Origin of the sequence: Pseudomonas sp. PD9R (assembly GCF_019200975.1) — a bacterium.
GTDB lineage: Bacteria > Pseudomonadota > Gammaproteobacteria > Pseudomonadales > Pseudomonadaceae > Aquipseudomonas.
In genome coordinates, this window is the sequence record NZ_JAHTMR010000020.1 from 26294 (window position 1) to 49146 (window position 22853).

At 57.8% G+C, this 22853-nt stretch carries 25 protein-coding genes and 3 tRNA genes; 16 read left to right on the plus strand and 12 right to left on the minus strand.

Annotated features, from left to right (window positions below; all coding sequences use genetic code 11):
- The first annotated feature begins 115 nt into the window (after positions 1-115).
- The 3 genes from KUF73_RS27320 to ada all read left to right on the plus strand — a co-directional run bounded on the left by KUF73_RS27320 (position 116) and on the right by ada (position 2622).
- Positions 116-802: a 2OG-Fe(II) oxygenase gene (locus KUF73_RS27320; RefSeq protein WP_218441079.1), complete on the plus strand. Its 687-nt coding sequence runs from the start codon at positions 116-118 to the stop codon at positions 800-802.
- Between the two features lie 2 nt (positions 803-804).
- Positions 805-1470: a DNA oxidative demethylase AlkB gene (gene alkB / locus KUF73_RS27325; RefSeq protein WP_218441128.1), complete on the plus strand. Its 666-nt coding sequence runs from the start codon at positions 805-807 to the stop codon at positions 1468-1470.
- Positions 1471-1557: 87 nt separating this feature from the next.
- Entirely contained in the window at positions 1558-2622 is a 1065-nt protein-coding gene (gene ada, locus KUF73_RS27330) for a bifunctional DNA-binding transcriptional regulator/O6-methylguanine-DNA methyltransferase Ada (protein WP_218441080.1), read from the plus strand.
- 93 nt (positions 2623-2715) lie between these two features.
- On the opposite strand, the gene KUF73_RS27335 is transcribed toward ada, so the two are convergent.
- Positions 2716-3699, minus strand: coding sequence for an MDR family oxidoreductase (locus KUF73_RS27335; RefSeq protein ID WP_218441081.1), 984 nt, complete (start codon positions 3697-3699; stop codon positions 2716-2718).
- Positions 3700-3875: 176 nt separating this feature from the next.
- On the opposite strand from KUF73_RS27335, the gene KUF73_RS27340 reads away from it, so the two are divergent.
- The 9 genes from KUF73_RS27340 (at position 3876) to KUF73_RS27380 (ending at position 12387) form a co-directional block, all read left to right on the plus strand.
- A complete protein-coding gene (locus KUF73_RS27340) occupies positions 3876-6323 on the plus strand; it encodes an autotransporter (RefSeq protein ID WP_218441082.1) in 2448 nt (815 codons plus the stop codon).
- 94 nt (positions 6324-6417) lie between these two features.
- On the plus strand, positions 6418-7482 hold the full coding sequence (locus tag KUF73_RS27345) for a nitronate monooxygenase family protein (protein WP_218441083.1): 1065 nt from the start codon (positions 6418-6420) through the stop codon (positions 7480-7482).
- Between the two features lie 131 nt (positions 7483-7613).
- The gene (modA, locus tag KUF73_RS27350) at positions 7614-8381 is read left to right on the plus strand and encodes a molybdate ABC transporter substrate-binding protein (protein WP_256345700.1); all 768 of its coding nucleotides are present in this window, start codon (positions 7614-7616) and stop codon (positions 8379-8381) included.
- Positions 8382-9062, plus strand: coding sequence for a molybdate ABC transporter permease subunit (gene modB / locus KUF73_RS27355; RefSeq protein WP_218441084.1), 681 nt, complete (start codon positions 8382-8384; stop codon positions 9060-9062).
- Positions 9063-9065: 3 nt separating this feature from the next.
- A complete protein-coding gene (gene modC / locus KUF73_RS27360; RefSeq protein ID WP_218441085.1) occupies positions 9066-10145 on the plus strand; it encodes a molybdenum ABC transporter ATP-binding protein in 1080 nt (359 codons plus the stop codon).
- 75 nt (positions 10146-10220) lie between these two features.
- Positions 10221-11240: a DNA topoisomerase IB gene (locus tag KUF73_RS27365; RefSeq protein WP_218441086.1), complete on the plus strand. Its 1020-nt coding sequence runs from the start codon at positions 10221-10223 to the stop codon at positions 11238-11240.
- Positions 11241-11312: 72 nt separating this feature from the next.
- A complete protein-coding gene (locus KUF73_RS27370) occupies positions 11313-11534 on the plus strand; it encodes a hypothetical protein (RefSeq protein ID WP_218441087.1) in 222 nt (73 codons plus the stop codon).
- Between the two features lie 129 nt (positions 11535-11663).
- Positions 11664-11894 (plus strand): hypothetical protein, encoded by a 231-nt coding sequence (locus KUF73_RS27375; protein WP_218441088.1) that lies wholly within the window; start codon positions 11664-11666, stop codon positions 11892-11894.
- Positions 11895-12102: 208 nt separating this feature from the next.
- A complete protein-coding gene (locus KUF73_RS27380) occupies positions 12103-12387 on the plus strand; it encodes a hypothetical protein (RefSeq protein ID WP_218441089.1) in 285 nt (94 codons plus the stop codon).
- Positions 12388-12424: 37 nt separating this feature from the next.
- Here the strand turns inward: KUF73_RS27380 and KUF73_RS27385 are convergent, their stop codons facing one another.
- Positions 12425-12682 (minus strand): hypothetical protein, encoded by a 258-nt coding sequence (locus KUF73_RS27385; RefSeq protein WP_218441090.1) that lies wholly within the window; start codon positions 12680-12682, stop codon positions 12425-12427.
- 300 nt (positions 12683-12982) lie between these two features.
- Between KUF73_RS27385 and KUF73_RS27390 the strand changes: the two genes are divergently transcribed.
- The gene (locus KUF73_RS27390; RefSeq protein WP_218441091.1) at positions 12983-13192 is read left to right on the plus strand and encodes a hypothetical protein; all 210 of its coding nucleotides are present in this window, start codon (positions 12983-12985) and stop codon (positions 13190-13192) included.
- Positions 13193-13273: 81 nt separating this feature from the next.
- Here KUF73_RS27390 and KUF73_RS27395 read toward each other — a convergent pair whose 3' ends face one another.
- The 9 genes from KUF73_RS27395 to KUF73_RS27435 form a co-directional block, all read right to left on the minus strand.
- Entirely contained in the window at positions 13274-13573 is a 300-nt protein-coding gene (locus tag KUF73_RS27395) for a hypothetical protein (protein ID WP_218441092.1), read from the minus strand.
- Between the two features lie 276 nt (positions 13574-13849).
- Positions 13850-13936: transfer RNA gene (locus KUF73_RS27400), tRNA-Leu, on the minus strand.
- Positions 13937-14131: 195 nt separating this feature from the next.
- Positions 14132-14205 (minus strand) — tRNA-Cys (locus KUF73_RS27405).
- A gap of 47 nt (positions 14206-14252) precedes the next feature.
- Positions 14253-14328, minus strand: a tRNA-Gly gene (locus tag KUF73_RS27410).
- Positions 14329-14391: 63 nt separating this feature from the next.
- On the minus strand, positions 14392-14952 hold the full coding sequence (pgsA, locus tag KUF73_RS27415; RefSeq protein WP_218441093.1) for a CDP-diacylglycerol--glycerol-3-phosphate 3-phosphatidyltransferase: 561 nt from the start codon (positions 14950-14952) through the stop codon (positions 14392-14394).
- Positions 14953-14984: 32 nt separating this feature from the next.
- The gene (gene uvrC / locus KUF73_RS27420) at positions 14985-16808 is read right to left on the minus strand and encodes an excinuclease ABC subunit UvrC (protein WP_218441094.1); all 1824 of its coding nucleotides are present in this window, start codon (positions 16806-16808) and stop codon (positions 14985-14987) included.
- Between the two features lie 2 nt (positions 16809-16810).
- Entirely contained in the window at positions 16811-17452 is a 642-nt protein-coding gene (uvrY, locus tag KUF73_RS27425) for a UvrY/SirA/GacA family response regulator transcription factor (RefSeq protein ID WP_008015884.1), read from the minus strand.
- Between the two features lie 126 nt (positions 17453-17578).
- A complete protein-coding gene (locus KUF73_RS27430) occupies positions 17579-18022 on the minus strand; it encodes an N-acetyltransferase (protein ID WP_218441095.1) in 444 nt (147 codons plus the stop codon).
- Positions 18022-18780 carry a carbon-nitrogen hydrolase family protein gene (locus tag KUF73_RS27435; protein ID WP_218441096.1) on the minus strand — a complete coding sequence of 253 codons (759 nt, stop codon included), beginning with the start codon at positions 18778-18780 and terminating at the stop codon, positions 18022-18024. Before KUF73_RS27435 ends, KUF73_RS27430 begins: the two co-directional genes overlap by 1 nt.
- A 161-nt stretch (positions 18781-18941) precedes the next feature.
- Between KUF73_RS27435 and KUF73_RS31485 the strand changes: the two genes are divergently transcribed.
- Entirely contained in the window at positions 18942-19070 is a 129-nt protein-coding gene (locus KUF73_RS31485) for a hypothetical protein (RefSeq protein ID WP_256345701.1), read from the plus strand.
- A 339-nt stretch (positions 19071-19409) separates the two neighbouring features.
- Positions 19410-20489, plus strand: a complete 1080-nt coding sequence (locus KUF73_RS27440; protein WP_218441097.1) for a 3-deoxy-7-phosphoheptulonate synthase — start codon at positions 19410-19412, stop codon at positions 20487-20489.
- 51 nt (positions 20490-20540) lie between these two features.
- Here the strand turns inward: KUF73_RS27440 and KUF73_RS27445 are convergent, their stop codons facing one another.
- The gene (locus KUF73_RS27445; RefSeq protein WP_218441098.1) at positions 20541-21593 is read right to left on the minus strand and encodes a hypothetical protein; all 1053 of its coding nucleotides are present in this window, start codon (positions 21591-21593) and stop codon (positions 20541-20543) included.
- A gap of 338 nt (positions 21594-21931) precedes the next feature.
- On the opposite strand from KUF73_RS27445, the gene KUF73_RS27450 reads away from it, so the two are divergent.
- Positions 21932-22813: a triacylglycerol lipase gene (locus KUF73_RS27450; RefSeq protein WP_218441099.1), complete on the plus strand. Its 882-nt coding sequence runs from the start codon at positions 21932-21934 to the stop codon at positions 22811-22813.
- Positions 22814-22853: the final 40 nt, after the last annotated feature.

The following is a 22853-nucleotide window of genomic DNA, read 5'->3' on the forward strand; positions in this document are numbered from 1 at the left end:
CGGGCAACATGGACGTGTGCCCCTGCGTTGAAGTTTGACCGCAAGCGCCGGAGTGTCAGCGCCCTCACCGCTCCCTAGACTGGCCACCTCAACCTTTGGTTAAGGAGTCAGAACCATGTCCATTGACTGGGCGATGCTGGAGCAGCAACTCGATCAGGATGGCTGCGCAGTCATCCGGTCGCTGTTGAGCGATGAATCCTGTGATCAGATCAGCGCCCTATATTGCCAATCCGGACCCTTTCGCTCGCAAGTGATCATGGCGCGCCACGGCTTTGGTCGCGGTGAGTACAAATATTTCGGCTATCCTTTGCCGGACCTTGTGGCCCGACTGCGCAGCGATCTGTATCTACGCCTGGTGCCGATCGCCAATCGCTGGCACGAGCAGATGAGCCTGCCAAACCGCTTTCCTCAAACGCACGAAGACTTCCTCGAACGCTGTCATTCCGCCGGCCAGGTACGCCCGACACCTTTGTTGCTGCGATATGGCCCGCAGGACTACAACTGCTTGCATCAGGATTTGTACGGCGAACACGTCTTCCCACTGCAAGTGGCGATTTTGCTGTCAGAACCGGGGTTAGACTTCACCGGCGGCGAGTTCGTCCTGACCGAGCAGCGCCCACGCATGCAGTCACGGCCACAGGTCATCGACCTGAAAAAAGGCGACGCTCTGATTTTTGCGGTCAATCAACGGCCGGTCCAGGGCGTTCGCGGTTATTACCGAGTGACCCTGCGCCATGGTGTCAGTCGCCTGCACAGCGGAAAACGGCATACCCTAGGCATCATCTTCCACGATGCGTTATGAACATGAACCCGACCACATTTGACCTGTTCGCCGACGCGGAGCCCGTTCAACAACCCCGTCGCGAGCAGATCGGCGAACAATCGTACGTCTTGCGAAGCTTCGCCCTGCCCTGGCTCGACCGTTTGCTGCCCGCACTGGAGACGGTGTTGGCAGCGGCGCCGTTTCGTCAAATGATCACGCCTGGCGGATTTACCATGTCAGTCGCCCTGAGCAACTGCGGCACGCTGGGCTGGACCACCGACCGCAGCGGTTATCGCTACACCCGCAACGATCCGCAAACCGGCCTAACCTGGCCGCGAATGCCTGACGTGTTTTTTGAGCTGGCCCAAGCGGCAGCGCGGGAAGCGGGGTTTGCCACGTTCACCCCGGACTCCTGCCTGATCAACCGATACGTCCCAGGGGCGAAAATGTCTTTGCATCAGGACAAGGACGAAAACGCCTACGCAGCCCCGATCGTTTCGGTCTCGCTGGGGTTACCGGCGATGTTTCTGTTCGGCGGTTTTGAACGCAGCAATAAGAGCCAGCGGGTGCCATTGCTGCACGGCGACATCGTGGTCTGGGGCGGCGTGGATCGCTTGCGCTACCACGGCGTTCTGCCAATCAAAGAAGGTCAACACTCCCGACTGGGAGAGCAGCGAATAAACTTCACCTTTCGGACGGCGGGGTAAAATCCTCGAATTTGACCGCAAGCGCCGGAGTGTAGCGGCAGCGACGCATCGTTAATCTGCAGGAAACCGGTCAACGGAAATAAAGCCATGACAAGCCAATCAACAAACATCGCCATCGAAAATGATCCACGCTGGGCAGCGGTCGTCGCGCGTGACCCGCAGGCAGACGGGCAGTTTGTCTACGCCGTGAAAACCACCGGCATCTATTGCAACCCCAGCAGCCTGGCGCGTCTGCCAAAACCGCAAAATGTCGAATTCTTCGATACCGCCGAGCAGGCTCTAGCAGCGGGTTATCGCCCCAGCAAACGCGCGGCAAAAGATCAAAGTGCCGTCGCCGCGCAGCATGCCGCCACAGTGGCTGCCGCGTGCCGCCAGATCGAAAACGCAGAATGGCTTCCCGCGTTGAACGAACTGGCTGACGCAGCGGGCCTTAGCAGCTTTCACTTCCATCGAGTGTTCAAGGCTGCCACTGGCCTGACGCCCAAGGGCTACGCCGCCGCCCATCGATCACGTCGGGTGCGGGAGCGGCTGGCAGATGGCGGTTCAGTGACGGAGGCCCTGTACGACGCAGGTTTCAACTCCAACAGTCGTTTCTACGAAGCAGCGGATCAACTCTTGGGCATGAAACCCACCGAGTACCGGGCAGCCGGCCAGAACAACGACATTCGTTTTGCCGTCGGCCAATGTTCCCTCGGGGCGATTCTGGTGGCACAGAGCGAGCGCGGGGTTTGTGCGATTCTGCTGGGCGACGATCCGCAGCAACTGGTCTGCGATCTGCAGGACAAGTTTCGCCGGGCCAACCTGATTGGCGCTGATCAAGACTTCGAGCAACTGATCGCCAGGGTGGTCGGTTTCATCGAGGCCCCGGCCATCGGCCTGGATTTGCCGCTGGACGTGCGCGGCACGGCGTTTCAGGAGCGGGTGTGGCAAGCCCTGCGGGAGATTCCCGTCGGCAGCACGGCGAGCTATGCCGATATTGCCCAGCGCATCGGCTCGCCGAAAGCCGTTCGTGCGGTGGCACAAGCCTGCGGCGCGAATAGCCTGGCGGTGGCAATCCCCTGTCACCGCGTAGTACGCAGTGACGGCAATCTGTCAGGGTATCGCTGGGGCGTAGAGCGCAAACGACAGTTGCTGGAACGAGAAACGCAATAAATGTAGGAGCTGCCGAAGGCTGCGATCTTTTGATTTTGTTTTTTCAAGATCAAGATCAAAAGATCGCAGCCTTCGGCAGCTCCTACATTGATGTTAACGATTCACGTCGACGACAACACGCCCGCGCAACTGCCCGGCAAGCAAGCGCGGCGCAGCGTCGATTGCCTCGCTCAGTCCGATTTCGTGGCTGATCAGCGGCAACAGGCCAAAATCCAGATCCTTCGCCAATCGGCCCCACGCCTCTACGCGCTTGGCTTTCGGTTGCGTCACACTATTGATCCCCGCCAGGGTCACGCCGCGCAAAATGAACGGCGCAACGGAGGCTGGAAAATCCATGCCTTGCGCCAGACCGCACGCCGCAACAGTGCCATTGGCCTTGGTGCTCGCACAGGCATTGGCCAAGGTATGGCTGCCGACAGAATCGATAACCCCAGCCCAACGTTCCCTGGCCAAAGGCTTGCCCGGTTCTGACAGTGTCGCGCGGTCGATGATTTCGCTCGCACCCAGTTGTTTCAGATAGTCGTGCTCCGAGGTACGGCCAGTGGAGGCAACGACTCGGTAGCCCAGCTTGCTGAGCAGTGCGATGGCGAAACTGCCTACACCGCCATTGGCCCCCGTGACCAGAATTTCGCCTTGCTCAGGCGTCACACCGTTATGTTCCAGCGCCAGGATGCACAGCATCGCCGTATAACCAGCGGTGCCGATCGCCATTGATTGTGCGGCGGTGAATTCCTTGGGCAATGGAATCAGCCAATCACCGTTCAGGCGCGCTTTCTGGGCCAGTCCGCCCCAGTGTCCTTCACCGACACCCCAGCCATTCAGCAGGACTTTGTCGCCAACCTTGTAGTCCGGATGCCCGCTGGCTTCGACGGTCCCCGCCAGATCGATACCCGGCACCATCGGAAATTTTCGCACCACCGGGCTGCTGCCGGTAATGGCCAGGCCGTCCTTGAAATTCAACGTGCTATACGCCACACGCACGGTCACATCGCCCTCGGGTAGCTGATCCTCATTGATCTCTTGCAGTGTGGCCCGGTAACCGCTGTTGTCTTTATCGATCAAAATACCTTGGAACATCGCTGCCTCCTGGTGGGATCACCTGTTGTGTTTTGATTTAAATACCATGCCGCATAAAATATCCATACTCGACTTTAATCCAATCCACAAAACCGCCGGGCTTTTCCAAGACCAGGGGCTATGCTTTTTTTGCGGCTTTGAAAAGCCCGAAGACTGACCTGTCGATGGAGCTGACAATGTCTCACCTACGCTCGTTTACCGCTTTGCTGATGCTCTGTCTGCTGGCGTTTACCCATGTTCAGGCGGCACCGGCAAAACCGTCGGCAGCGCCCGCCGACCCGGCACCGGAAACGCCGAGCTGGCCCCAAGTACTGACCAGCGGTGATACCAAACTGACCATCTATCAGCCACAAATCGACAGCTGGGACGGTTACACCTTGCTGGCCCGCGCAGCGGTCGAGGCCACCGGGGCGGACGGCAATTCCACCTACGGCATCGTGCAATCGAGCGCCCATACACTGGTCGACAAAGTTACCCGCTGGGTCGCGCTGGATCAGTACACCATTATCAAAGCCGATTTCCCCGCTAGCGCCGCGAACGCCGACAGCTGGGTCGAGACGATGAAAAAGGATGCGGCGAACCGCAAGAAAACGATTTCCCTCGATCAGCTCGAAGCCGCGGTGGGCGTGATCGCCGCCGAGCAACAATCCAAGGGCGAACCCATCGAGAATACGCCACCGACGATCATCACTTCTGATGTGCCGGCGCTGTTGGTGTACATCGACGGTGAGCCCGCCTATCGCCCCGTCGAAGGCACATCATTGCAACGGGTGATCAATACTCGACCGCTATTGCTCAAGGATGCTCAGGGCAAGCACTACTTGCACGTATTTGACGGCTGGATGGTTGCGGACGAATTGAACGGCCAGTATGCGCCGCTGCCCTCTCCGTCGGCCGAACTGGAAAAAGCCAAGAAAGCCGCGATCCAGAGTCGCCAAGTGGACTTGCTGACAGGTCAGAGCGATTCGAAAGACAAGATACCGACCCTGGCAAAACCACCGATCCCGCACATTCATATCGCCACTTCACCCACCGAACTGATCGTCACCGACGGTGCCCCGCAGTGGCAGCCTATCCAAGGCACGAAACTGCTCTACGTGACCAACACCACCGGGCACATTTTCAAGGAGATCGGCGACCAGGACAGTTATGTGCTGATCTCCGGTCGCTGGTTCCGCGCCAGTGATATGCAGGGCCCCTGGACCTTTGCCCCGGCGGACAAGCTGCCGGCGGATTTCGCGGACATTCCTGATGACAGCGCGAAAGAAAACGTCAAGGCCTCGGTCGCGGGGACGCCACAGGCCAAGGAAGCGGCAATTGCAGCCACCATTCCTCAGACCTCGGCCGTGAAGAAAAGCCAACTGAAAATGACAGCGCCACAATTCGACGGCCAACCACAGTTCAAGGCCATCAATGGCACACCACTGCAATATGTAGTGAACACCGCGACGCCGATCATCATGGTCGACGCCAATAGTTGGTACGCGGTGGAGAACGGTATCTGGTTCGTTGCCCCTTCGGTGCAAGGCCCCTGGGCGGTCGCCACGTCGGTGCCGGCAGTGATCTATTCGATTCCACCCAGCTCGCCGATGCACTACATCACCTACGTGAAAGTTTATTCAGCCAACGGCGATACCGTGGTCGTGGGTTACACGCCGGGGTATCAAGGCTCCACGATAGACCCCAACAGTGGCGTGGTGGTGTATGGCACGGGTTACCCGTACACGCCTTGGGTCGGAAGCGCCTGGTATGGCCCGCCGGTGACGTACGGTTTTGGCGTGGCAATTCGGTATACGCCTTGGACCGGCTGGACGTTTGGTTTTGGCTTCGGCTGGAGTTGGGGTGGCAGCACAGTGGCGATGGGTTGGGGTTGGGGTGCCTATCCGTGGTGGGGCAATTATGGTTGGGGTTACGCCTGGGGTCCGCGCCTGTATCCCGCGCCGATACCATGGGGCGGCGCGGCCTATGGATATCACGGCGGCGCGGTTGCCTGGGGACCCGGCGGTTGGGCCGGCACGACGGGCAACATTTACCGTCAGTGGGGTGATCGCGCATCCGTCAGTCGCCACGGCGCTGGTTACAACGCCTGGACCGGCAACCGCTGGGCCGGCCAGGTCGGCGCATCCTACAACTCGCGCACCGGTGTCTCGGCGGCAGGCCAGCGCGGCGCGGTGCATAACGTTTATACCGGCAATTACGCCGCAGGACACGGCGGCGTGGCGGTCGGTCCCAACGGCGGGGCGATTGCCGGGCAACACGTGACTGCGGGCAATGTACGCACTGGCACCCAGGTCACCGCCAATCGCGGAGCTGTCTACAACCCCAACACCGGAAACACTACTGGTTACCGGGGCGTTCATGGTCGTAACAGCGGTGCCGCGCAAATTGGCGACAACGTCTATGCCGGACATGACGGCAACGTTTACAAGAAAACCGACGACGGCTGGCAATCGATGGTCGGCGGTGCAAATCGCAGCAGTCCGGTGAACACCGCTCAAGTGCAAAACCTCAACCGTGATTCAGCGGCGCGCTCGATGGGGAATGAGCGGCTCAACAGCTATCACAACTCTTCTCAGATGATGAATCGTTCATTTGGCGGGGGCGGCGGATTGCATCGACGGTGACAGCACTCAAACATCACTGGCCTTGCAACAACCATTGCTGTTACAAATCCGGTTCTACCGCCCTGCCCGGTTAAAACGTCGGAGTACACCCCAAATGAGCCAATGGCCAGATACGCGAATTCTCGACTTGCTCGGGATCGAACTGCCCATCATCCAGGCCCCCATGGCCGGTGCCACCAACTCTTCCATGGTCATCGCCGCGAGCAATGCGGGTGGCCTGGGTTCCATGCCAGCGGCCATGCTGACCATCGAGCAATTGCGCAATGAACTGAAGACCATCCGCCAGCACAGCCAGCGCCCGTTCAATATCAACTACTTCTGCCATCAACCACCACCGGCGGATGAGCAACGCGCGCAAGACTGGAAAAACCTGCTCGAACCTTACTACCGGGAACTCGGTGTGGATTTCGACGCGCCGACGCCGGTGTCCAATCGTGCGCCGTTCGATCACGCAGCCTGCGAAGTCGTCGAAGAGTTTCGCCCCGAAGTCGTGAGCTTCCATTTCGGCCTGCCGGAAAAATCCCTGCTGGATCGGGTGAAAGCCACCGGCGCAAAAGTATTATCGTCGGCTACCACCGTCGAAGAGGCGGTCTGGCTTGAGCAACATGGCTGTGATGCGATCATCGCCATGGGTTACGAAGCGGGAGGACATCGCGGGATGTTTCTCAGTGATGACCTGAGCAGCCAGGTAGGAACTTTCGCCTTGGTACCTCTCATCGTCGATGCGGTGAAAGTACCGGTGATTGCTGCGGGCGGCATTGCCGATGCGCGCGGTGTCGCGGCGGCGTTGATGCTGGGGGCTTCGGCGGTGCAAGTGGGCACGGCCTATCTGTTCACGCCGGAGGCCAAGGTCAGTGCCTCGCATCACAAGGCATTGCGTACGGCCAAGGAAAGCGAGACGGCCGTCACTAATATTTTCACCGGGCGCCCAGCGCGCGGGATCCTCAATCGGGTCATGCGTGACCTGGGCCCGATGTGCGACAAAGCACCGGCCTTTCCGCTGGCCGGCGGCGCGTTGATGCCATTGCGCGCCAAGGGGGAAGCGGATTTCAGCAACCTCTGGGCCGGGCAAGCGTTCACGCTGGGTGTTGAATTGACAACGGCAGAACTGACCCGTCGCCTGGCTGAAGAGGGTTTGGCTAAATTGCTGGGGCGCTGATGATCAGTGATGTGTGATCAGCTCAAACTTGTGGCGCAGATCCAACTCATTCCGTTTGCAGGCAATTCGCTATATATTCCGATATATAGCGTTTCACCCCCTCGTTATATTGCCTACCACGGAGCCGTTTCATGACCCATCGCGCCTCACGTTTTGCCCCTACTTGCCTGGCCAGCCTTCTCGCTGTCTTTGCCTTCGGCTCTGCCCAGGCGGACGAAGTCCAGGTCGCTGTCGCTGCCAACTTCACTGCACCGATCCAGGCGATCGCTGCGGATTTTGAAAAAGACACCGGCCATAAACTGGTGACTTCCTTTGGCGCGACGGGTCAGTTCTACACCCAGATCAAGAATGGCGCACCGTTCGAAGTGTTCCTCTCGGCGGACGACACTACTGCGCAGAAACTGGAACAAGAAGGTGACACGGTAAAAGGCTCACGCTTCACCTACGCCATCGGCACTCTCGCGTTGTGGTCGGCTAAAGAAGGCTACGTCGACGCCAAGGGCAAAGTCCTGAGCGACAACCAGTACCAGCATCTGTCCATCGCCAACCCGAAAGCCGCACCTTATGGTCTGGCCGCCACCCAGGTGCTGGCCAAAGAAGGTCTGACCGACAAAGTCAAAGACAAGATCGTAGAAGGCCAAAACATCACTCAGGCCTATCAATTCGTCTCCACCGGAAACGCCGAACTCGGTTTTGTCGCCCTGTCGCAGATCTACAAGGACGGTAAAATCACCAGCGGTTCGGCCTGGATCGTTCCGGCCAGCATGCACGACCCGATCAAACAAGACGCGGTGATCCTCAACAAGGGCAAAGACAACCCGGCTGCCAAGGCGCTGGTTGAATACCTCAAGGGCCCGAAAGCGGCTGCTGTCATCAAGTCCTACGGTTATCAACTCTAAATGTCGCTGTCGAGTGCCGATTTTTCCGCCATCTGGCTGACCCTGAAACTGGCGTCCCTGACGACCATCATCCTGTTGGTGATCGGCACTCCACTCGCGTTATGGCTATCGCGCACCCAATCCTGGTTGCGCGGCCCGGTCGGGGCGATCGTCGCCCTGCCCCTGGTGCTGCCGCCCACGGTGATTGGCTTTTATTTGTTGCTGGCGCTCGGTCCCCATGGGTTCGTCGGCCAGTTCACCCAATCACTGGGGCTCGGCACCCTCACTTTCAGTTTTGCAGGGTTGGTGATCGGCTCGGTGCTGTACTCGATGCCGTTCGTAGTCCAACCGCTGCAAAACGCTTTTTCCGCCATCGGTACTCGCCCGCTGGAAGTGGCCGCCACCTTACGCGCCAATCCCTGGGACACCTTCTTCAGTGTGACACTTCCCCTTGCCCGGCCTGGTTTTATCACCGCCGCCATTCTCGGCTTCGCCCACACAGTCGGCGAATTTGGCGTGGTGCTGATGATAGGCGGCAACATTCCTGATAAAACCCGAGTGGTTTCGGTGCAGATCTACGATCACGTCGAAGCCATGGAATACGCCCAGGCCCATTGGCTGGCCGGGGTCATGCTGGTGTTCTCCTTTGCGGTGTTACTGGCGCTGTACTCCAGCCGTAAAACCAAAGCGGGCTGGAGCTGATCGATGATTCAAACACGCCTCAAATTGAGTTACTCCGGGTTCGCCCTTGATGTCGATCTGCAGTTACCCGGCCGCGGAGTCACCGCTCTTTATGGTCACTCCGGTTCGGGCAAAACTACCTGCCTACGCTGCATCGCCGGTCTGGAGCGGGCCGACCAAGGTTTTATCCAGGTTAACGATGAAGTCTGGCAGGACAGCGACAAAAAGCTCTTCGTAGCACCGCACAAACGTGCCTTGGGTTATGTGTTTCAGGAGGCGAGCCTGTTTCCGCATCTGTCGGTGCTGGCCAATCTGCAATTCGGCCTCAAGCGCATTGCGAAACCCCAGCGGCGGGTCGACATGGCTCATGCAACCGAATTGTTGGGGATCGGACATCTGCTCGATCGCCATCCACAACACCTTTCAGGAGGTGAACGGCAGCGTGTCGGCATTGCCCGCGCCCTGCTCACCAGCCCGAAACTGTTGCTGATGGACGAACCGCTGGCCGCGCTGGATGCCCAACGCAAAAGCGAAATCCTGCCCTACCTGCAACGGCTGCACGACGAACTGGATATCCCGGTGCTGTACGTCAGTCACTCCCAGGATGAAGTGGCGCGACTGGCCGACCATATCGTTCTGCTGAGTGATGGCAAGGCGTTGGCCAGCGGACCTATTGGTCAAACCCTGGCGCGCCTCGACCTGCCGCTCGCAATGGGTGATGACGCGGGTGTTGTGATCGAGGGAAGTGTTAGCGCCTATGACGCCAACTACCAACTGCTGACGTTGCAATTGCCGGGCACTGACCTGAACATTCGCGTGCCGCACACGCCGATGGCGACGGGTCAGGCACTGCGCTGCAAGGTGCAAGCGCGAGATGTCAGCCTGAGCCTGCAAATTACCGGGCAAAGCAGCATCCTCAATCGTCTGCCAGTCACTGTGGTCAGTGAGATGGGGGCGGACAACGCTGCCCACGTCCTCATTCGGCTGGATGCGGCGGGAACGCCACTTTTGGCGCGCATCACTCGTTTCTCCCGCGATCAATTGAACGTACACGCCGGACAACAACTCTGGGCGCAGATCAAGGCTGTGGCCGTTCTGGCTTAACTGCGTTGGCACGACTGCAGCGGCGCGGGGTCAATGGCTGTAACGGTCACTGATTCCACGCCCAGGACAAACGCCATGCCCGATGTGCTGCCGCCCGATCTGCATTACGTCGATGACTCTCAGCCCGGAATCACCCGCAGGAAACTGCGCGGCAAGTTCTGCTATTTCGACCCCAGCGGCCAACGCATCACCGAGCCGGATGAAATCAAGCGAATCAACGCCCTCGCGGTGCCGCCCGCCTACGCCGATGTGTGGATCTGCGCCGATCCGCGCGGGCATTTGCAAGCGACCGGCCGCGACGCTCGGGGTCGCAAACAGTACCGCTATCACGTTCGCTGGCGAGAAGTGCGCGACACCGACAAATACTCGCGCCTGCGCGATTTCGGCCTTGCGCTACCGAAGCTGCGCAAACAACTGGAGGCCTTGTTGGCTGCTCCGGGTTTTAGCCGCGACAAAGTCATGGCGACGGTCATCACCTTGCTCGATGCGACGCTGATCCGGGTCGGCAACACTCAATATGCACGGGACAACCGTTCGTACGGCCTGACCACGTTGCGCAATCGTCACGTGGAGATCAATGGCAGTGCAATTGTCTTCCAGTTTCGCGGCAAAAGCGGCGTCGAACATCAGATCACCGTGAAGGACCGGCGCCTGGCGCGGATCATCAAGCGTTGCCAGGAGATTCCTGGTCAGAACCTCTTTCAGTACTTCGATGAAAACGGCGAGCGGCACACCATCACGTCGTCCGACGTCAACGCCTACCTGCAAACCCTGACGGGTGCAGACTTTACCGCCAAGGACTACCGCACCTGGGCCGGCAGCGCCCTGGCCCTCGCGGTTTTGCGCAAATTGCAATGGCAACCCGAATCCGAGGCTAAACGGCATGTGGTGGAGATGGTGAAAAACGTCGCCAGGCAGCTGGGCAACACCCCGGCCGTGTGCCGCAAGTGCTACATCCATCCGGCCGTACTCGATGGTTTTCTATTGGGCGCACTGGCCGAGCTGCCCAGGTCGAGGGTGCGCAAAGGCCTGCGGGCGGAAGAAGTGGGATTAGCCTTATTGCTGGAGAAGTTGGCCGCTGAACCGACGAATTGACTTGCTTACTTTTTGCACAATTGCGAATGACTTCTATAGTTGATCTGTAAACGAATCAGCTGCGGTGAGGCCATGGAAGACATATTTGTCGTGAAGCGTTGTAACAAGATCATCATTCATGGCCGCCGGGCCGGAGAAGCCGACCACCTACCGCCTGACGCAGCAGTCTGGTATCGCATCGCCGATACCCGCACCAACGGCTTCATTGGCGACGGCTTCGATCTTGAAGAAAACGCCCGACATGTTTGCCGGCAGCTCAATGCCAGGTCCCAAGTTACCGCCCGCCAAGGCTGACAGGCTTGATGTGCCATTTACGGGTCTATACTGAAAAGAGCTGAAGGACCAGCGCCCATCGGTAGAAAGCTCGCTCGCAGCGGGCTTTTTACTGCCCACTGCCAGGTTTCTTCAACGGAGGTGTTTCCCATGTCCGAAAAAGAGTCCATCACCACCCTGCTGACACTGCTCGACACCCGCCAGGTTCGCTTGGCTGCCGCCTGCAAGGAAATTGCCGACTGGGTCGATCACCAAGGCGGACACCCTACTGCCCTCAGAATTCGTGATCGCCTGAACGACATCGAGAAGGACACGCCACTGATTCGCAACACCTTGTCGGCGCTCAAACCTGTCGACCCGCCTCTGCCACGGTTCAGATGATTCGAACTGGACAATTGATGCGAAGCCACCGCGTGAACGCGGACACGTGATCGGCGACGGTATCGTCACCGGGCATGTGCCTGCCTGATAGTCCTCTGTTTCTCCCCCAACCCAGCCAGGCGCTGGGATTTTTTTGTGCTTAGACAAGTGCCGAACATCAACACTCGCGAGCGGTCCAACGATCACACGTCACAAAGGAGACGTTCAGATGGTCACACACTTCAAAGTCAGCGGGCACCTGGCCTGCGGTCACAAAGGCGACAACCTCACCTCGACCCGTGAACTAAACCGGGTGAAATGCAGGAGCTGTCGCAATACCGACGCGTACAAGGATGCGCGCAAAGATCAACGCAACACCGCGCGCCGCGCTGCACGCAGGGCTAAAGTCGCCCCTTCGGGCAATGACTGGCGTCTGGCCTGGACCGAACGGTTGATTGCCATGCCCGGACCGCAGCGGCTGCCACGGGGATTCGCAGGTCAGGCATTCGTCTAGCTGCAAAAAAAATGGGCCGATCAAATCGGCCCAATTTTTAGTTACCCCCCTGCACATCCTTGATTTTTTTCAGCGCTCTATTAGTCAAGTCAATGCACTTTTGGGTTTGCCCAGCTTTCTGGGCTTTCTCGGCATCCATTCTGTCCTGCTGAATTTCGCCTAACTGGGGCTGCCCCATCACAGCAGTTTGCTTGAGGTCTTTGATTTTTTGCAGATTGATCGAGCATAAATCATCCGCCGCAAAAAGAGGTGTTGCGACAACTAAAGCTGCGATAAACAGACCGAAACGTTTCATAGGAAACTCCACCTGTTTGTACTTGGGAATTTCACTATAGCTGCGGAAATGAACCCGCGAAGTCATTACCGGAAAGGTTGTTCGCTTTGCAACACCGATCCAATGATTCCCCCAGCGACCTTCGCTTGAATGCCCCAACCAGACTGCGCCCCCTCTTCATGTCCGACGTACCGCAGATGTCGACGCTTGGGGTTAGAGTCCGACGCGATGCATTGGCGACAACTCGCTTCCTCTACTAGCGTCTCTCTCGTATCGAACTGCGGCATCATTTTTGGCGGGAGCCTGATCAAGGAGGAAGCGATGTCATCCATTCGTAATGCCGAACAAACCTATCGCCAGTGGTCCAGCCCAATTCTGCTCGAACTCAAGGAGCGAGCGCATCAGTTGAACCCGGAAGACCGCGAGGCATTGCAAAATATTCTGTTGGAACGAAGACTGATAAACACCGGCAACCCAGCAGGCCCTGACCGACGCAAGGCTGACCCAGCCGGTGAAGATAAAAACCAATAGTCGAGGAACCGAAAGACAGGTTCGGACGTGGTGAATTCAGGGCATTAAAAAACCGGCGTAATGTGCCGGTTTTTTTGTCGCCTACTTAATCGTTTTTCGAAATAGTGCGAAGAGTGCTTTGGCCGGGATGGCCGCCTTCAATATGGCCAAGCCGACAAAAATAACCATCGCCCCCACGCAAAATGCATACACCCGTTGTTCTAACTCAAGCGTTCCATCCGCCCCTGCCATGAGTGCAGTCACACCCAATCCCAGAAAAATAACCAGAAGAAAGGCTGCAATCAGCCAGGCCTTGATGAACAGAATTCGCCATCGCCACCTGGCGCGTCTTACTGGTGAGTTGGCTTCAACAGGTTGAGAACGCTTGCTCGGCACTTCCATAGATTGCTCCAGCTCCATCTGGCAAAAAACTCGATACGACAATCGGATATTCTTTCAATTAGTCCGTACCCACAGCACCAACGAATATTTTCTTAGTTCAATGCTCAACGCAATGGCTATTCGCTACCGCACGCATTTTTTATCAGACAGGCAGTCAATGGCAACGCGCAGGATCTGAATAGTTCGACCATGCACGTGTAGCGAAGCAGATTGGATTTTGCGGGGCAAAGAAATAAGGGCTTGCATGAGGTATCTCATGCAAGCCCTTGATATTCATGGTGCCCGAAGCCGGAATCGAACCGGCACGCCCTTACGAGCGGGGGATTTTAAGTCCCATGCGTCTACCAGTTTCGCCATTCGGGCGGTAGCGCGGTTAAGCAATCTGAACCTGCCAAACAACAATCGGCCAGTTCTGACGCTTGTGCAGCAGAGGGGGAAATATATACATCCCGTCCCGGTGAAGCAAGTTCGCAACTGTCCTTTTCAAGACTAAATCTTTCACGACAGTGCAAATAAAAAAGCTCCGTAAATCAAAGATCTACGGAGCTCGTTTATTAGTGGAGGCCGAGGTCGGAATCGAACCGGCGTAGGCGGATTTGCAATCCGCTGCATAACCATTTTGCTACTCGGCCACAAAACATTTGCTGTCAATTAACACAACACCAAATGCTTACAAACTTGGAGCGGGAAACGAGACTCGAACTCGCGACCCCGACCTTGGCAAGGTCGTGCTCTACCAACTGAGCTATTCCCGCGTCTTGGTGTGGCGCATTCTATAGAATCCAGAAGCCCCGTCAACCCCTTGATTCAAAAAAGTTTTATTTCTTTTCTACGTCGGTCTTCAGATGCGGCCAGGCAGCCCGCAAGTACTGGACCATCGACCACAAAGTCAGGCCAGCGGATACCATCAGCAAGGTGTAACCCAACAGAACCCAGAAGCTGAAGTCCGACGGATTGGCCAGCAAGATCACCAACGCCAGCATTTGCGCGGCGGTTTTCCATTTGCCCAGGTTTGAAACGGCAACGTGAGCTCGGGCGCCGATTTCAGCCATCCATTCCCGCAAAGCCGAGACAACGATCTCGCGACCGATGATTACTGCTGCCGGCAGCGTAAGCCACAGGTTGCCATGTTCCGCAACGAGTAAGACCAGCGCAACGGCAACCATCAGCTTATCGGCAACAGGATCGAGAAAAGCCCCAAACGGCGTGCTTTGCTCCAGACGGCGAGCGAGATACCCGTCCAGCCAGTCGGTGGCGGCCGCAAATGCGAAGACCGAGGCTGACGCCATGTAACTCCATTGGTAAGGCAGGTAGAACAGTAAAATGAAAATTGGTATGAGCAGGACGCGTAGAACGGTAATCAGATTAGGGATATTCATCGGCACAACTGGCTACGAGGTGAGGTGGCATTCTACTCGCTGTGCAGATTTGCATAAATCAACTCTGCGAGCTTTTTACTGATCCCGGGTGCTTTGGCGATCTCTTCGATGCTGGCACGAGACAGCTCCTGCAATCCACCAAAATGTTTCAACAAATCGCGGCGCCGTGTTGGCCCGACACCGGCAACGCCCTCAAGCGTAGACGTGCGACGGGTTTTGCCGCGACGGGCACGGTGCCCGGTAATCGCGAAACGGTGGGCTTCGTCGCGGATCTGTTGAATCAAATGCAGCGCGGGGGAATCACCGCGCAACGTGAATTCGTGAGCGGCATCATTGAGGTACAGGGTTTCGAAACCGGCCTTGCGTGTCGCTCCTTTGGCCACGCCGAGCAGGATCAGATCAGGTACCGCCAGTTCATTGAGCACGTCGCGGGCCATGGACAGCTGACCTTTGCCGCCGTCCACCAGCAGAATGTCCGGGAGCTTGCCCTCCCCGTCCTTCAGCTTGCTGAATCGTCGGGTCAACGCCTGGTGCATCGCGGCGTAGTCATCCCCGGCCGTCACGCCTTCGATGTTGTAGCGACGGTAGTCAGACTTGATCGGGCCTTCAGGGCCGAAAACCACGCAAGACGCCACAGTCGCTTCACCGCTGGAGTGGCTGATGTCATAACACTCAAGTCGCTGCGGTGATTCTTCCAGCTTCAACACTTCCGCCAGCGCATCGAAGCGAGCGGTTATGTGCTGACGATTCGCCAGACGCGCACTTAAGGCCTGTTCGGCGTTGGTCACCGCCAATTGCTGCCAGCGCGCCCGTGTGCCACGCACCCGGTGGCTGATGGTCAGTTCACGACCGCGCAGCTCGTCGATGGCGGCAATCAACGTCGGGAAGTCTTCATGAACCACGTTGACGATCAGTTCGCTCGGCAGGTCGCGTTCGGGACTGCTGACGAAGTACTGGCCGAGAAAAGCAGCCATGACTTCGGAAACGTCCTCCTCAATACCGACTTGCGGAAAGAAGTTTTTGCTTCCCAGCACCCGACCACCGCGCACGCTGATCAAGTGAACACAGGCGCCGCCTGGATTGACGAACGCCGCAATCACATCGACATCGCCGGTTCCGCCTTCCATGCTCTGCTGATCCTGAACCCGACGCAGCAGCGAGATCTGGTCACGTAACTCGGCGGCACGCTCGAACTCGAGATTGACCGCCGCCTCTTCCATACCGGCGGATAACTCGTCAGTCAGCGCATTACTGCGGCCTTCAAGGAACATTACCGAGTGCCGCACATCTTCGGCATACACGTCGGGTTCGACGAACCCGACGCAGGGCGCCTTGCATCGCTTGATCTGGTATTGCAGGCAAGGACGCGTCCGGTTCTTGTAGTAGCTGTCTTCACACTGGCGAACGAAGAACGTTTTTTGCAGCAGGCTCAGGCTTTCTCGAATCGCGCCAGCACTGGGATACGGACCGAAATATTTGCCCTTGGCCTTTTTCGCGCCGCGATGGATGCTCAAGCGCGGGAACTGACCATCCGAAAGGAAAACATAGGGGTAGGATTTATCGTCACGCAGCAGGATGTTGTAAGGCGGACGCCATTCCTTGATCAGCGTTTGTTCAAGCAGCAAAGCCTCGGTTTCGTTCGCCGTGATGGTCGTTTCGACCTGGGCGATACGCGCGACCAGCGCGGCAGTCTTGGGTGCCAGGCCAGTCTTGCGGAAGTAGCTCGACAGGCGATTCTTGAGGTTCTTCGCCTTGCCGACGTAGAGCAGACGCGCATCGCTGTCGAACATGCGATACACGCCGGGACGCCCACTGACGGTTGACAGAAAGGCGCTTGGATCAAAGATGTCGGTCATTTTCAGAGGCTGGCATCGACCATGCCGTGTCGAACCGCCAACAACGTCAACTCGACGTCACTGCTGATCGAAAGCTTTTCGAAGATGCGGTAACGGTAAGTGTTCACGGTTTTCGGCGAAAGGCACAACTTGTCGGAAATGATTTGGACTTTCTGGCAACCGACAATCATCAGTGCGATCTGGATTTCCCGCTCCGACAACGCGTCGAAGGGTGAATCATTGGTCGGCTGGAAGGATTTGATCGCCAGTTGCTGGGCAATTTGCGGGCTGATGTAGCGTTGGCCGGCGAACACCAGGCGAATGGCCTGGACCATTTCCGGCAACCCGGCGCCCTTGGTCAGGTAACCCGCAGCCCCGGCCTGCAACAGGCGTGTCGGAAACGGATCTTCCTCGCACACAGTCACCGCGACGACTTTGATGTCCGGATGGCTGCGCAACAATTTTCGAGTGGCTTCCAGACCGCCGATCCCGGGCATTTTGACATCCATCAACACCACATCGGGTTTCAGTTCACGCGCCTTGAGCAGGGATTCTTCCCCTGATTCAGCCTGGCCGACTACTTGCAGGCCATCGATGTCAGCCAGCATTCGTGTAATGCCTGTACGAACGAGATCATGGTCATCGACTACTAGCACCCTAATCAAGCAGACACCTCGCGATATGGTCTTATTGGGTTGCCGACACCTTAGCAAAAAGCTTTCGGCAGACCTAGCGCCAAGCGCTATATAAAAAGTTTCAATTCATCTTGAAAGGCTTGTAGCAAGCGTGTTTCAGCGATGCAGCCCATCAACGTCCCGCTGCATTCTCAAGAAACACTCGTCGGCACCCACTACGCGTAGTCCCTTTCTTTCATACAGTGCGCGCGCCGGGTTATTTTCAAAAACCGTCAGACGCAATGCTCGACGTCGTTCCCGATACGCCAGGGCAAATACCTGATCGATCACCCAGGAACCGACACCCTGCCCGCGAAACGGCTCGGCAACCTGAAGTTCACGGATGTACAAGGCCTTGGCATCCCGGCTCAAACTGACATAGCCCAACAGGTCATCGCCGCACAAAATCAAGCGATTCTCCCGTCCCGCCCAAGCGACATCAAACGCTTCGTCCTGCCATAAAAGGTCATGCTGAATGTAATAGCGCAGCATGTTGCTGCAAGTCAGGTCCCGGGCGAAAACGAGATCACGCTCAGTTGCCGCACGCCATTCAAGTTCCATCAAACCTCCGCGACAGTCACTATTTGCCCCGTCCAGCCATCGGTGCTACGGCGGGCTACAACCATCACATTGCCTGTCCCCGGTGCAGCGACTATCAGCGAACCGTCCGACGCCCAGATTGCACTTCGTCCTGCGGACTCCCAGCCACCCGTCGTACCGCCATGATTGGCCATCAGCACGACCATGGAATGAGTGCTGGCATAACCTTGCAATAGCGTCGTGTCCGGGGCGTAGCCGTTTTCGGTAATCAGCACACCGGCGGCATACACGTCAGCGCCTTGCTGCGCAGCTGCTGCCGCATGGCTGGCGTGGCAAAAATCCGCGCACACCGCCAGCGCAATAGTATCCGCACCGATAGTCAGCGGCGCGCCACCGGCTCCCGGAGCAAACGCGACCTCTTCTCCTGGATGCAGATGCTGTTTGCTGTAGACCCCGAGCGAGCCATCGGCGCCCAGCACCAACGCCCCGATCAATACCTGCGAACCTTCCGACAGGCGAATGGGCATCCCGACCACAGTCGTTACGCCGATCTCCCGTGCGAAATTTCGTAGCGGTTGCAATACAGCGGCGTCCGGTGCGTTCGCCAGTTCCGCTGCCAACCCACGCTCATACCCGGTCAACGACAACTCCGGAAAAACGAGCAATTGCACGCCTTGCTCCGCTGCGACCTGCATGAAGCGCTGGTGCCAGACGATATTGCCGGCGAGGTCACCAGCAATGGAAATCGATTGAGCGGCAGCGATGATCAGTTGCGTCATGTGTCGTCCTTATGACGTGGTGTGTTTGCACGAGCGCGAAGTGTGTCACAACGTTCCAGGTTCTTGATCGATAGAAATCAACGCCGAACGTTGATAGCAATTTCTGATTGAATCCTCGTACCGGGCTCTAGTAAGCTCGGCGCATCCATCGGAGACAGACCATGTTCAACGCCCTCTCACAGCTTTCTACCGTCAGCGCCCTGCGCTCGGTTGCGGCTGCCTGGGCGAACAACGTTTGCGCTCCGGTCAGCTTTTATTTTGGGTATTGGTTTAGCCACTGGCGCGCCTGATACCCACACGGCGCCCACATCAAACGGGTCGCCACCAGAGAATTCTCAACCCCCGGTCGGCCTCCCGACCGGGGGTTTTGTTTTTTCAGCCCCACCTGTTTTTTAGCGACATACCAGACAACTTGAGGATTCAGAAAATGAACTACGCCACTTACTACCGTTACGACAGTTTTACCGCCTGGCGATTTACCACCCTCCGCTCGGGACAGCCTGCCGCCTCCGATCGGTCACCCAAAGGTGGCAAGCCTGCACACACAGCCCATCTGGCCAATTGTCGAACACCCCACTAGGGCCGACCGCGCGGGAACGAACCCGCCGCCAGCCCAAGGAAGCCCGAACATGAACTCGTCCGTCTCTGCTCTGCCACTGTCCACCCTGAGCCCTGCCAATGAAGCGCTGACTCTGCGTCTGCCCAGCTCGTTGCAACTCAAACAGCAATTGCCACTCACAAACGCCCTCGCCCAGCAAGTCGCGACACATCGCCAAGCGGTTCGCGCAATCCTTAACGGTGAAGACTCCCGTCTGCTGATCATCGTCGGCCCCTGCTCGATTCACGATCCCAAGTCGGCCCTCGAATACGCCGCCAATCTGGCCAAACTGGCCACCGAAGTCAGCGACGAAATGCTGCTGGTGATGCGCGCCTACGTCGAAAAACCGCGCACCACCGTCGGCTGGAAGGGTCTGGCCTACGATCCGCACCTGGATGGCAGTGACGACATGGCCGGCGGCCTGACACTGTCTCGCGAGCTGATGCGCGAAATGCTCATGCTAGGGCTGCCGGTTGCAACCGAGTTGCTGCAACCCATGGCTGCTGGCTACTTCGACGACCTGCTGAGCTGGGTCGCGATTGGTGCCCGCACCACTGAATCGCAGATCCATCGGGAAATGGCCAGCGGCCTGAGCATGCCGGTCGGCTTCAAAAATGGCACCGACGGCGGTGTCGCCGTTGCCAGCGATGCCATGCGCTCGGCCGCCCATCCCCATCGTCATTTCGGCGTCGATAGCCAGGGCCATCCCGCGATCATCCAGACCCCGGGCAATGCGGACACCCACCTGGTATTGCGTGGAGGTCATCGCGGCCCGAACTTCGACCGCGACAGCGTTGCTCAGGTGAACAGCGACCTGAGCAAACTGAAGATCCCGGCCCGCATCATGGTCGATTGCAGCCATGCCAACAGCGGTAAAGACCCGCTGCGTCAACCGGCGGTGTTCAACGACGTGCTTGAGCAACGCCTGCAAGGTGATCGCTCGCTGATCGGCATGATGATCGAAAGTCATTTGTTCGAAGGCTGCCAGCCACTGAGCCCGTCGCTGAGATACGGCGTGTCGATTACCGATGGTTGCCTGGGCTGGAACGGCACGGAACAACTACTGCGTCAGGCAAAAGAGCGCCTGCGCGTACAACGCACCACGGCATGACCTCGCCCGCCCGCCCGTCTTCATCCGCAGACCGGTGGGCGGCCAGCGATTCTAGGACCTTACCTGCACCATCGTCACTTCGGACTGTTGGCTGACATCGTCAAGACGCTCGACCGAAAACGAGACACGCACCGTCAAATCCCGGTGCTCCCGCCAAAACCGGTAGGGAACGATAAAAACCAATGGCTGGCCAGCCGTTTCCTTTGATATCTCGCGATCATCGCGATAATTGAAGTACTCGCCGTCGCATTTCAGGTAAACCAGTTCGCCCTCTTCAGTTCGGGCATTTTCGATAACGACGGTAACGCCATCCATTGCATCTTGCAGGTCCAGGATGCCTTCGTCGGTCTCCAACACGGCGGGCTCTGCCAATGGCTCGCGCTCCAGCGACCCGATCAACAACTGCGCAGGCTCCGAGTAACGCAGGGCTTGCCCCTGTTGCCGGACGCAATAACTGACAGTGACGGTTGAGCCCCGATTAGGTGCGATACAGTCCGCATTGACCCAGAATGACAATTCACTGCCCACCGAAAATGACTCAACCTTCAGCGTGTCATTGAAACTGGCCTGGGGCGTCATTCCCGCCCACGACAGTAGAATCCAGTCTCCCGCGGCCATCCGCGGGTAAGGCCTGATTGTTACGAGCGTTCCCTCCTTTACCATTTCCGGATCGAGCGTGCCGCCCACTGCATCGTCGGCAATCGCTGCCAGCATGTCCTGCCGGACATCGCCAACACTCAATTGGAGGTGAGCGGAACGCGCAGGCTCGGGTAAATTTGCACTGGTAAGCGTGTAATAGAGCTCTAGCGAGCCGCCTTCGAGTACCGCGATATGCGCGCCGGGAACGGTGAAAACGGTCTCGGCACCCACCCGCTCTTCGCTGACAAAACGCGTCACCTCGTGCTTGTAAGGCAAACCCTCGGCATCCAGTCCCGACCAGGTCAGCAGTAGCTTGTCTCCGCAAGCCATGCCGGGATAAGGCTCGACAGTGATGACGGCTTTTCTTTCAGAGGGATGCAGTACGCCATTTTCCACCTGCTCCAGTACCGGTAGCGATAGCCATTGTCGCGCCGTGTCGGGTGTCTCTATTTCATGAGTAGTCATTCAAACGCTCCAGTCCTTGGAATAAACGCCGCCCGGATCACCGGCGACGAACCAGGCGTATTGAACCTTATGCTGATCATTCGCGATGCCGGGTGATCTCTCCGGACAGCAAGGAAAAAGGACCTACGCGAAGTAGGTCATTGCCCACAGCCGCTCAACTCATGCTGAAAAGATGTCCGAATAATCCGATCAGGACCTCACTCACCGCCGAGTTCTCGTACCTTTCCTATGCCGTTTTCATCCACTTACAGCGGCTTTTTCGTACACCGCGCCGCAGCTGGAGTGCTTTAGAGTGAGGCACGAGACACCTCCCTGAACGGCTGAAAGAAGGTATGAACATGCAACGGAATGCAAACACTCGTTATCCAATCCTGCTGGTCCACGGGCTTTACGGCTTCGAACGGATCGGCACCTTCGAACTCTTCCATGACGTAAAACAGGCCCTTAGAAGCAATGGCGCGAGAGTGTTCGTCCCACATCTGTCGGCCACCCACAGGAACGAAACACGGGGTGAGCAACTGTTGGCACAGGTCGAGCGAGTGCTGGAAGGCACAGGCGCAGATAAAGTCAACCTTATCGGCCACAGTCAGGGAGCACTCGCTGCACGTTATGCGGGCGCGGTTGAGCCACAGTCTGTTGCTTCGGTGACGTCGGTCAGTGGTCCGAACCACGGTTCTGAGCTGGCGGACTTCCTGCGCAAAGCACTCACCCCTGGATGCTTGCCTGAACAGATTGCAGAGACGGTCGCAACGCTATTCGCCGACTTTCTTTCGCTACTCAGCGGCAACCGCCAGCTCCCGCAAAACGCCATCGCAGCGCTGAATGCACTGACCACCGAAGGTGTGGGTGCATTCAACGACAAGTATCCTCAGGGGCTACCGAAAACCTGGGGTGGCAAGGGGCGCGAACTGGTCAACGGTGTTCGGTATTACTCCTGGAGCGGCATCTTGAAGGAAAACATTCTGGATGAAGGGCTCGGCGCACTTGATCCATTGCACGGTTTCTTGCGAGCGTTCTCCCGCTATTTCACCACCGAAGCTGAGCAGAACGATGGCATGGTTGGGCGTTTCAGCTCCCATCTGGGCACTGTCATCCGCTCTGACTATGCGCTGGACCACGTGGCTACCCTGCGCCAGACAACAGGACTGACCACAAAAAATATCGACCCGATCGACCTGTATGTGCAGCATGCCGAACGTCTGAAAAAAGCCGGCCTTTAATCTGCATCCTGCCGGCCAGCCCGCATGGAACGGAACTTTG

Excerpts from the sequence above, each read along its gene's own strand:
- KUF73_RS27320 (WP_218441079.1), top strand. The coding sequence starts at position 116 with ATGTCCATTGACTGGGCGATGCTGGAGCAGCAACTCGATCAGGATGGC.
- alkB (WP_218441128.1), top strand. The coding sequence starts at position 805 with ATGAACCCGACCACATTTGACCTGTTCGCCGACGCGGAGCCCGTTCAA.
- ada (WP_218441080.1), top strand. The coding sequence starts at position 1,558 with ATGACAAGCCAATCAACAAACATCGCCATCGAAAATGATCCACGCTGG.
- KUF73_RS27335 (WP_218441081.1), bottom strand. The coding sequence starts at position 3,699 with ATGTTCCAAGGTATTTTGATCGATAAAGACAACAGCGGTTACCGGGCC.
- KUF73_RS27340 (WP_218441082.1), top strand. The coding sequence starts at position 3,876 with ATGTCTCACCTACGCTCGTTTACCGCTTTGCTGATGCTCTGTCTGCTG.
- KUF73_RS27345 (WP_218441083.1), top strand. The coding sequence starts at position 6,418 with ATGAGCCAATGGCCAGATACGCGAATTCTCGACTTGCTCGGGATCGAA.
- modA (WP_256345700.1), top strand. The coding sequence starts at position 7,614 with ATGACCCATCGCGCCTCACGTTTTGCCCCTACTTGCCTGGCCAGCCTT.
- modB (WP_218441084.1), top strand. The coding sequence starts at position 8,382 with ATGTCGCTGTCGAGTGCCGATTTTTCCGCCATCTGGCTGACCCTGAAA.
- modC (WP_218441085.1), top strand. The coding sequence starts at position 9,066 with ATGATTCAAACACGCCTCAAATTGAGTTACTCCGGGTTCGCCCTTGAT.
- KUF73_RS27365 (WP_218441086.1), top strand. The coding sequence starts at position 10,221 with ATGCCCGATGTGCTGCCGCCCGATCTGCATTACGTCGATGACTCTCAG.
- KUF73_RS27370 (WP_218441087.1), top strand. The coding sequence starts at position 11,313 with ATGGAAGACATATTTGTCGTGAAGCGTTGTAACAAGATCATCATTCAT.
- KUF73_RS27375 (WP_218441088.1), top strand. The coding sequence starts at position 11,664 with ATGTCCGAAAAAGAGTCCATCACCACCCTGCTGACACTGCTCGACACC.
- KUF73_RS27380 (WP_218441089.1), top strand. The coding sequence starts at position 12,103 with ATGGTCACACACTTCAAAGTCAGCGGGCACCTGGCCTGCGGTCACAAA.
- KUF73_RS27385 (WP_218441090.1), bottom strand. The coding sequence starts at position 12,682 with ATGAAACGTTTCGGTCTGTTTATCGCAGCTTTAGTTGTCGCAACACCT.
- KUF73_RS27390 (WP_218441091.1), top strand. The coding sequence starts at position 12,983 with ATGTCATCCATTCGTAATGCCGAACAAACCTATCGCCAGTGGTCCAGC.
- KUF73_RS27395 (WP_218441092.1), bottom strand. The coding sequence starts at position 13,573 with ATGGAAGTGCCGAGCAAGCGTTCTCAACCTGTTGAAGCCAACTCACCA.
- pgsA (WP_218441093.1), bottom strand. The coding sequence starts at position 14,952 with ATGAATATCCCTAATCTGATTACCGTTCTACGCGTCCTGCTCATACCA.
- uvrC (WP_218441094.1), bottom strand. The coding sequence starts at position 16,808 with ATGACCGACATCTTTGATCCAAGCGCCTTTCTGTCAACCGTCAGTGGG.
- KUF73_RS27430 (WP_218441095.1), bottom strand. The coding sequence starts at position 18,022 with ATGGAACTTGAATGGCGTGCGGCAACTGAGCGTGATCTCGTTTTCGCC.
- KUF73_RS27435 (WP_218441096.1), bottom strand. The coding sequence starts at position 18,780 with ATGACGCAACTGATCATCGCTGCCGCTCAATCGATTTCCATTGCTGGT.
- KUF73_RS31485 (WP_256345701.1), top strand. The coding sequence starts at position 18,942 with ATGTTCAACGCCCTCTCACAGCTTTCTACCGTCAGCGCCCTGCGCTCG.
- KUF73_RS27440 (WP_218441097.1), top strand. The coding sequence starts at position 19,410 with ATGAACTCGTCCGTCTCTGCTCTGCCACTGTCCACCCTGAGCCCTGCC.
- KUF73_RS27445 (WP_218441098.1), bottom strand. The coding sequence starts at position 21,593 with ATGACTACTCATGAAATAGAGACACCCGACACGGCGCGACAATGGCTA.
- KUF73_RS27450 (WP_218441099.1), top strand. The coding sequence starts at position 21,932 with ATGCAACGGAATGCAAACACTCGTTATCCAATCCTGCTGGTCCACGGG.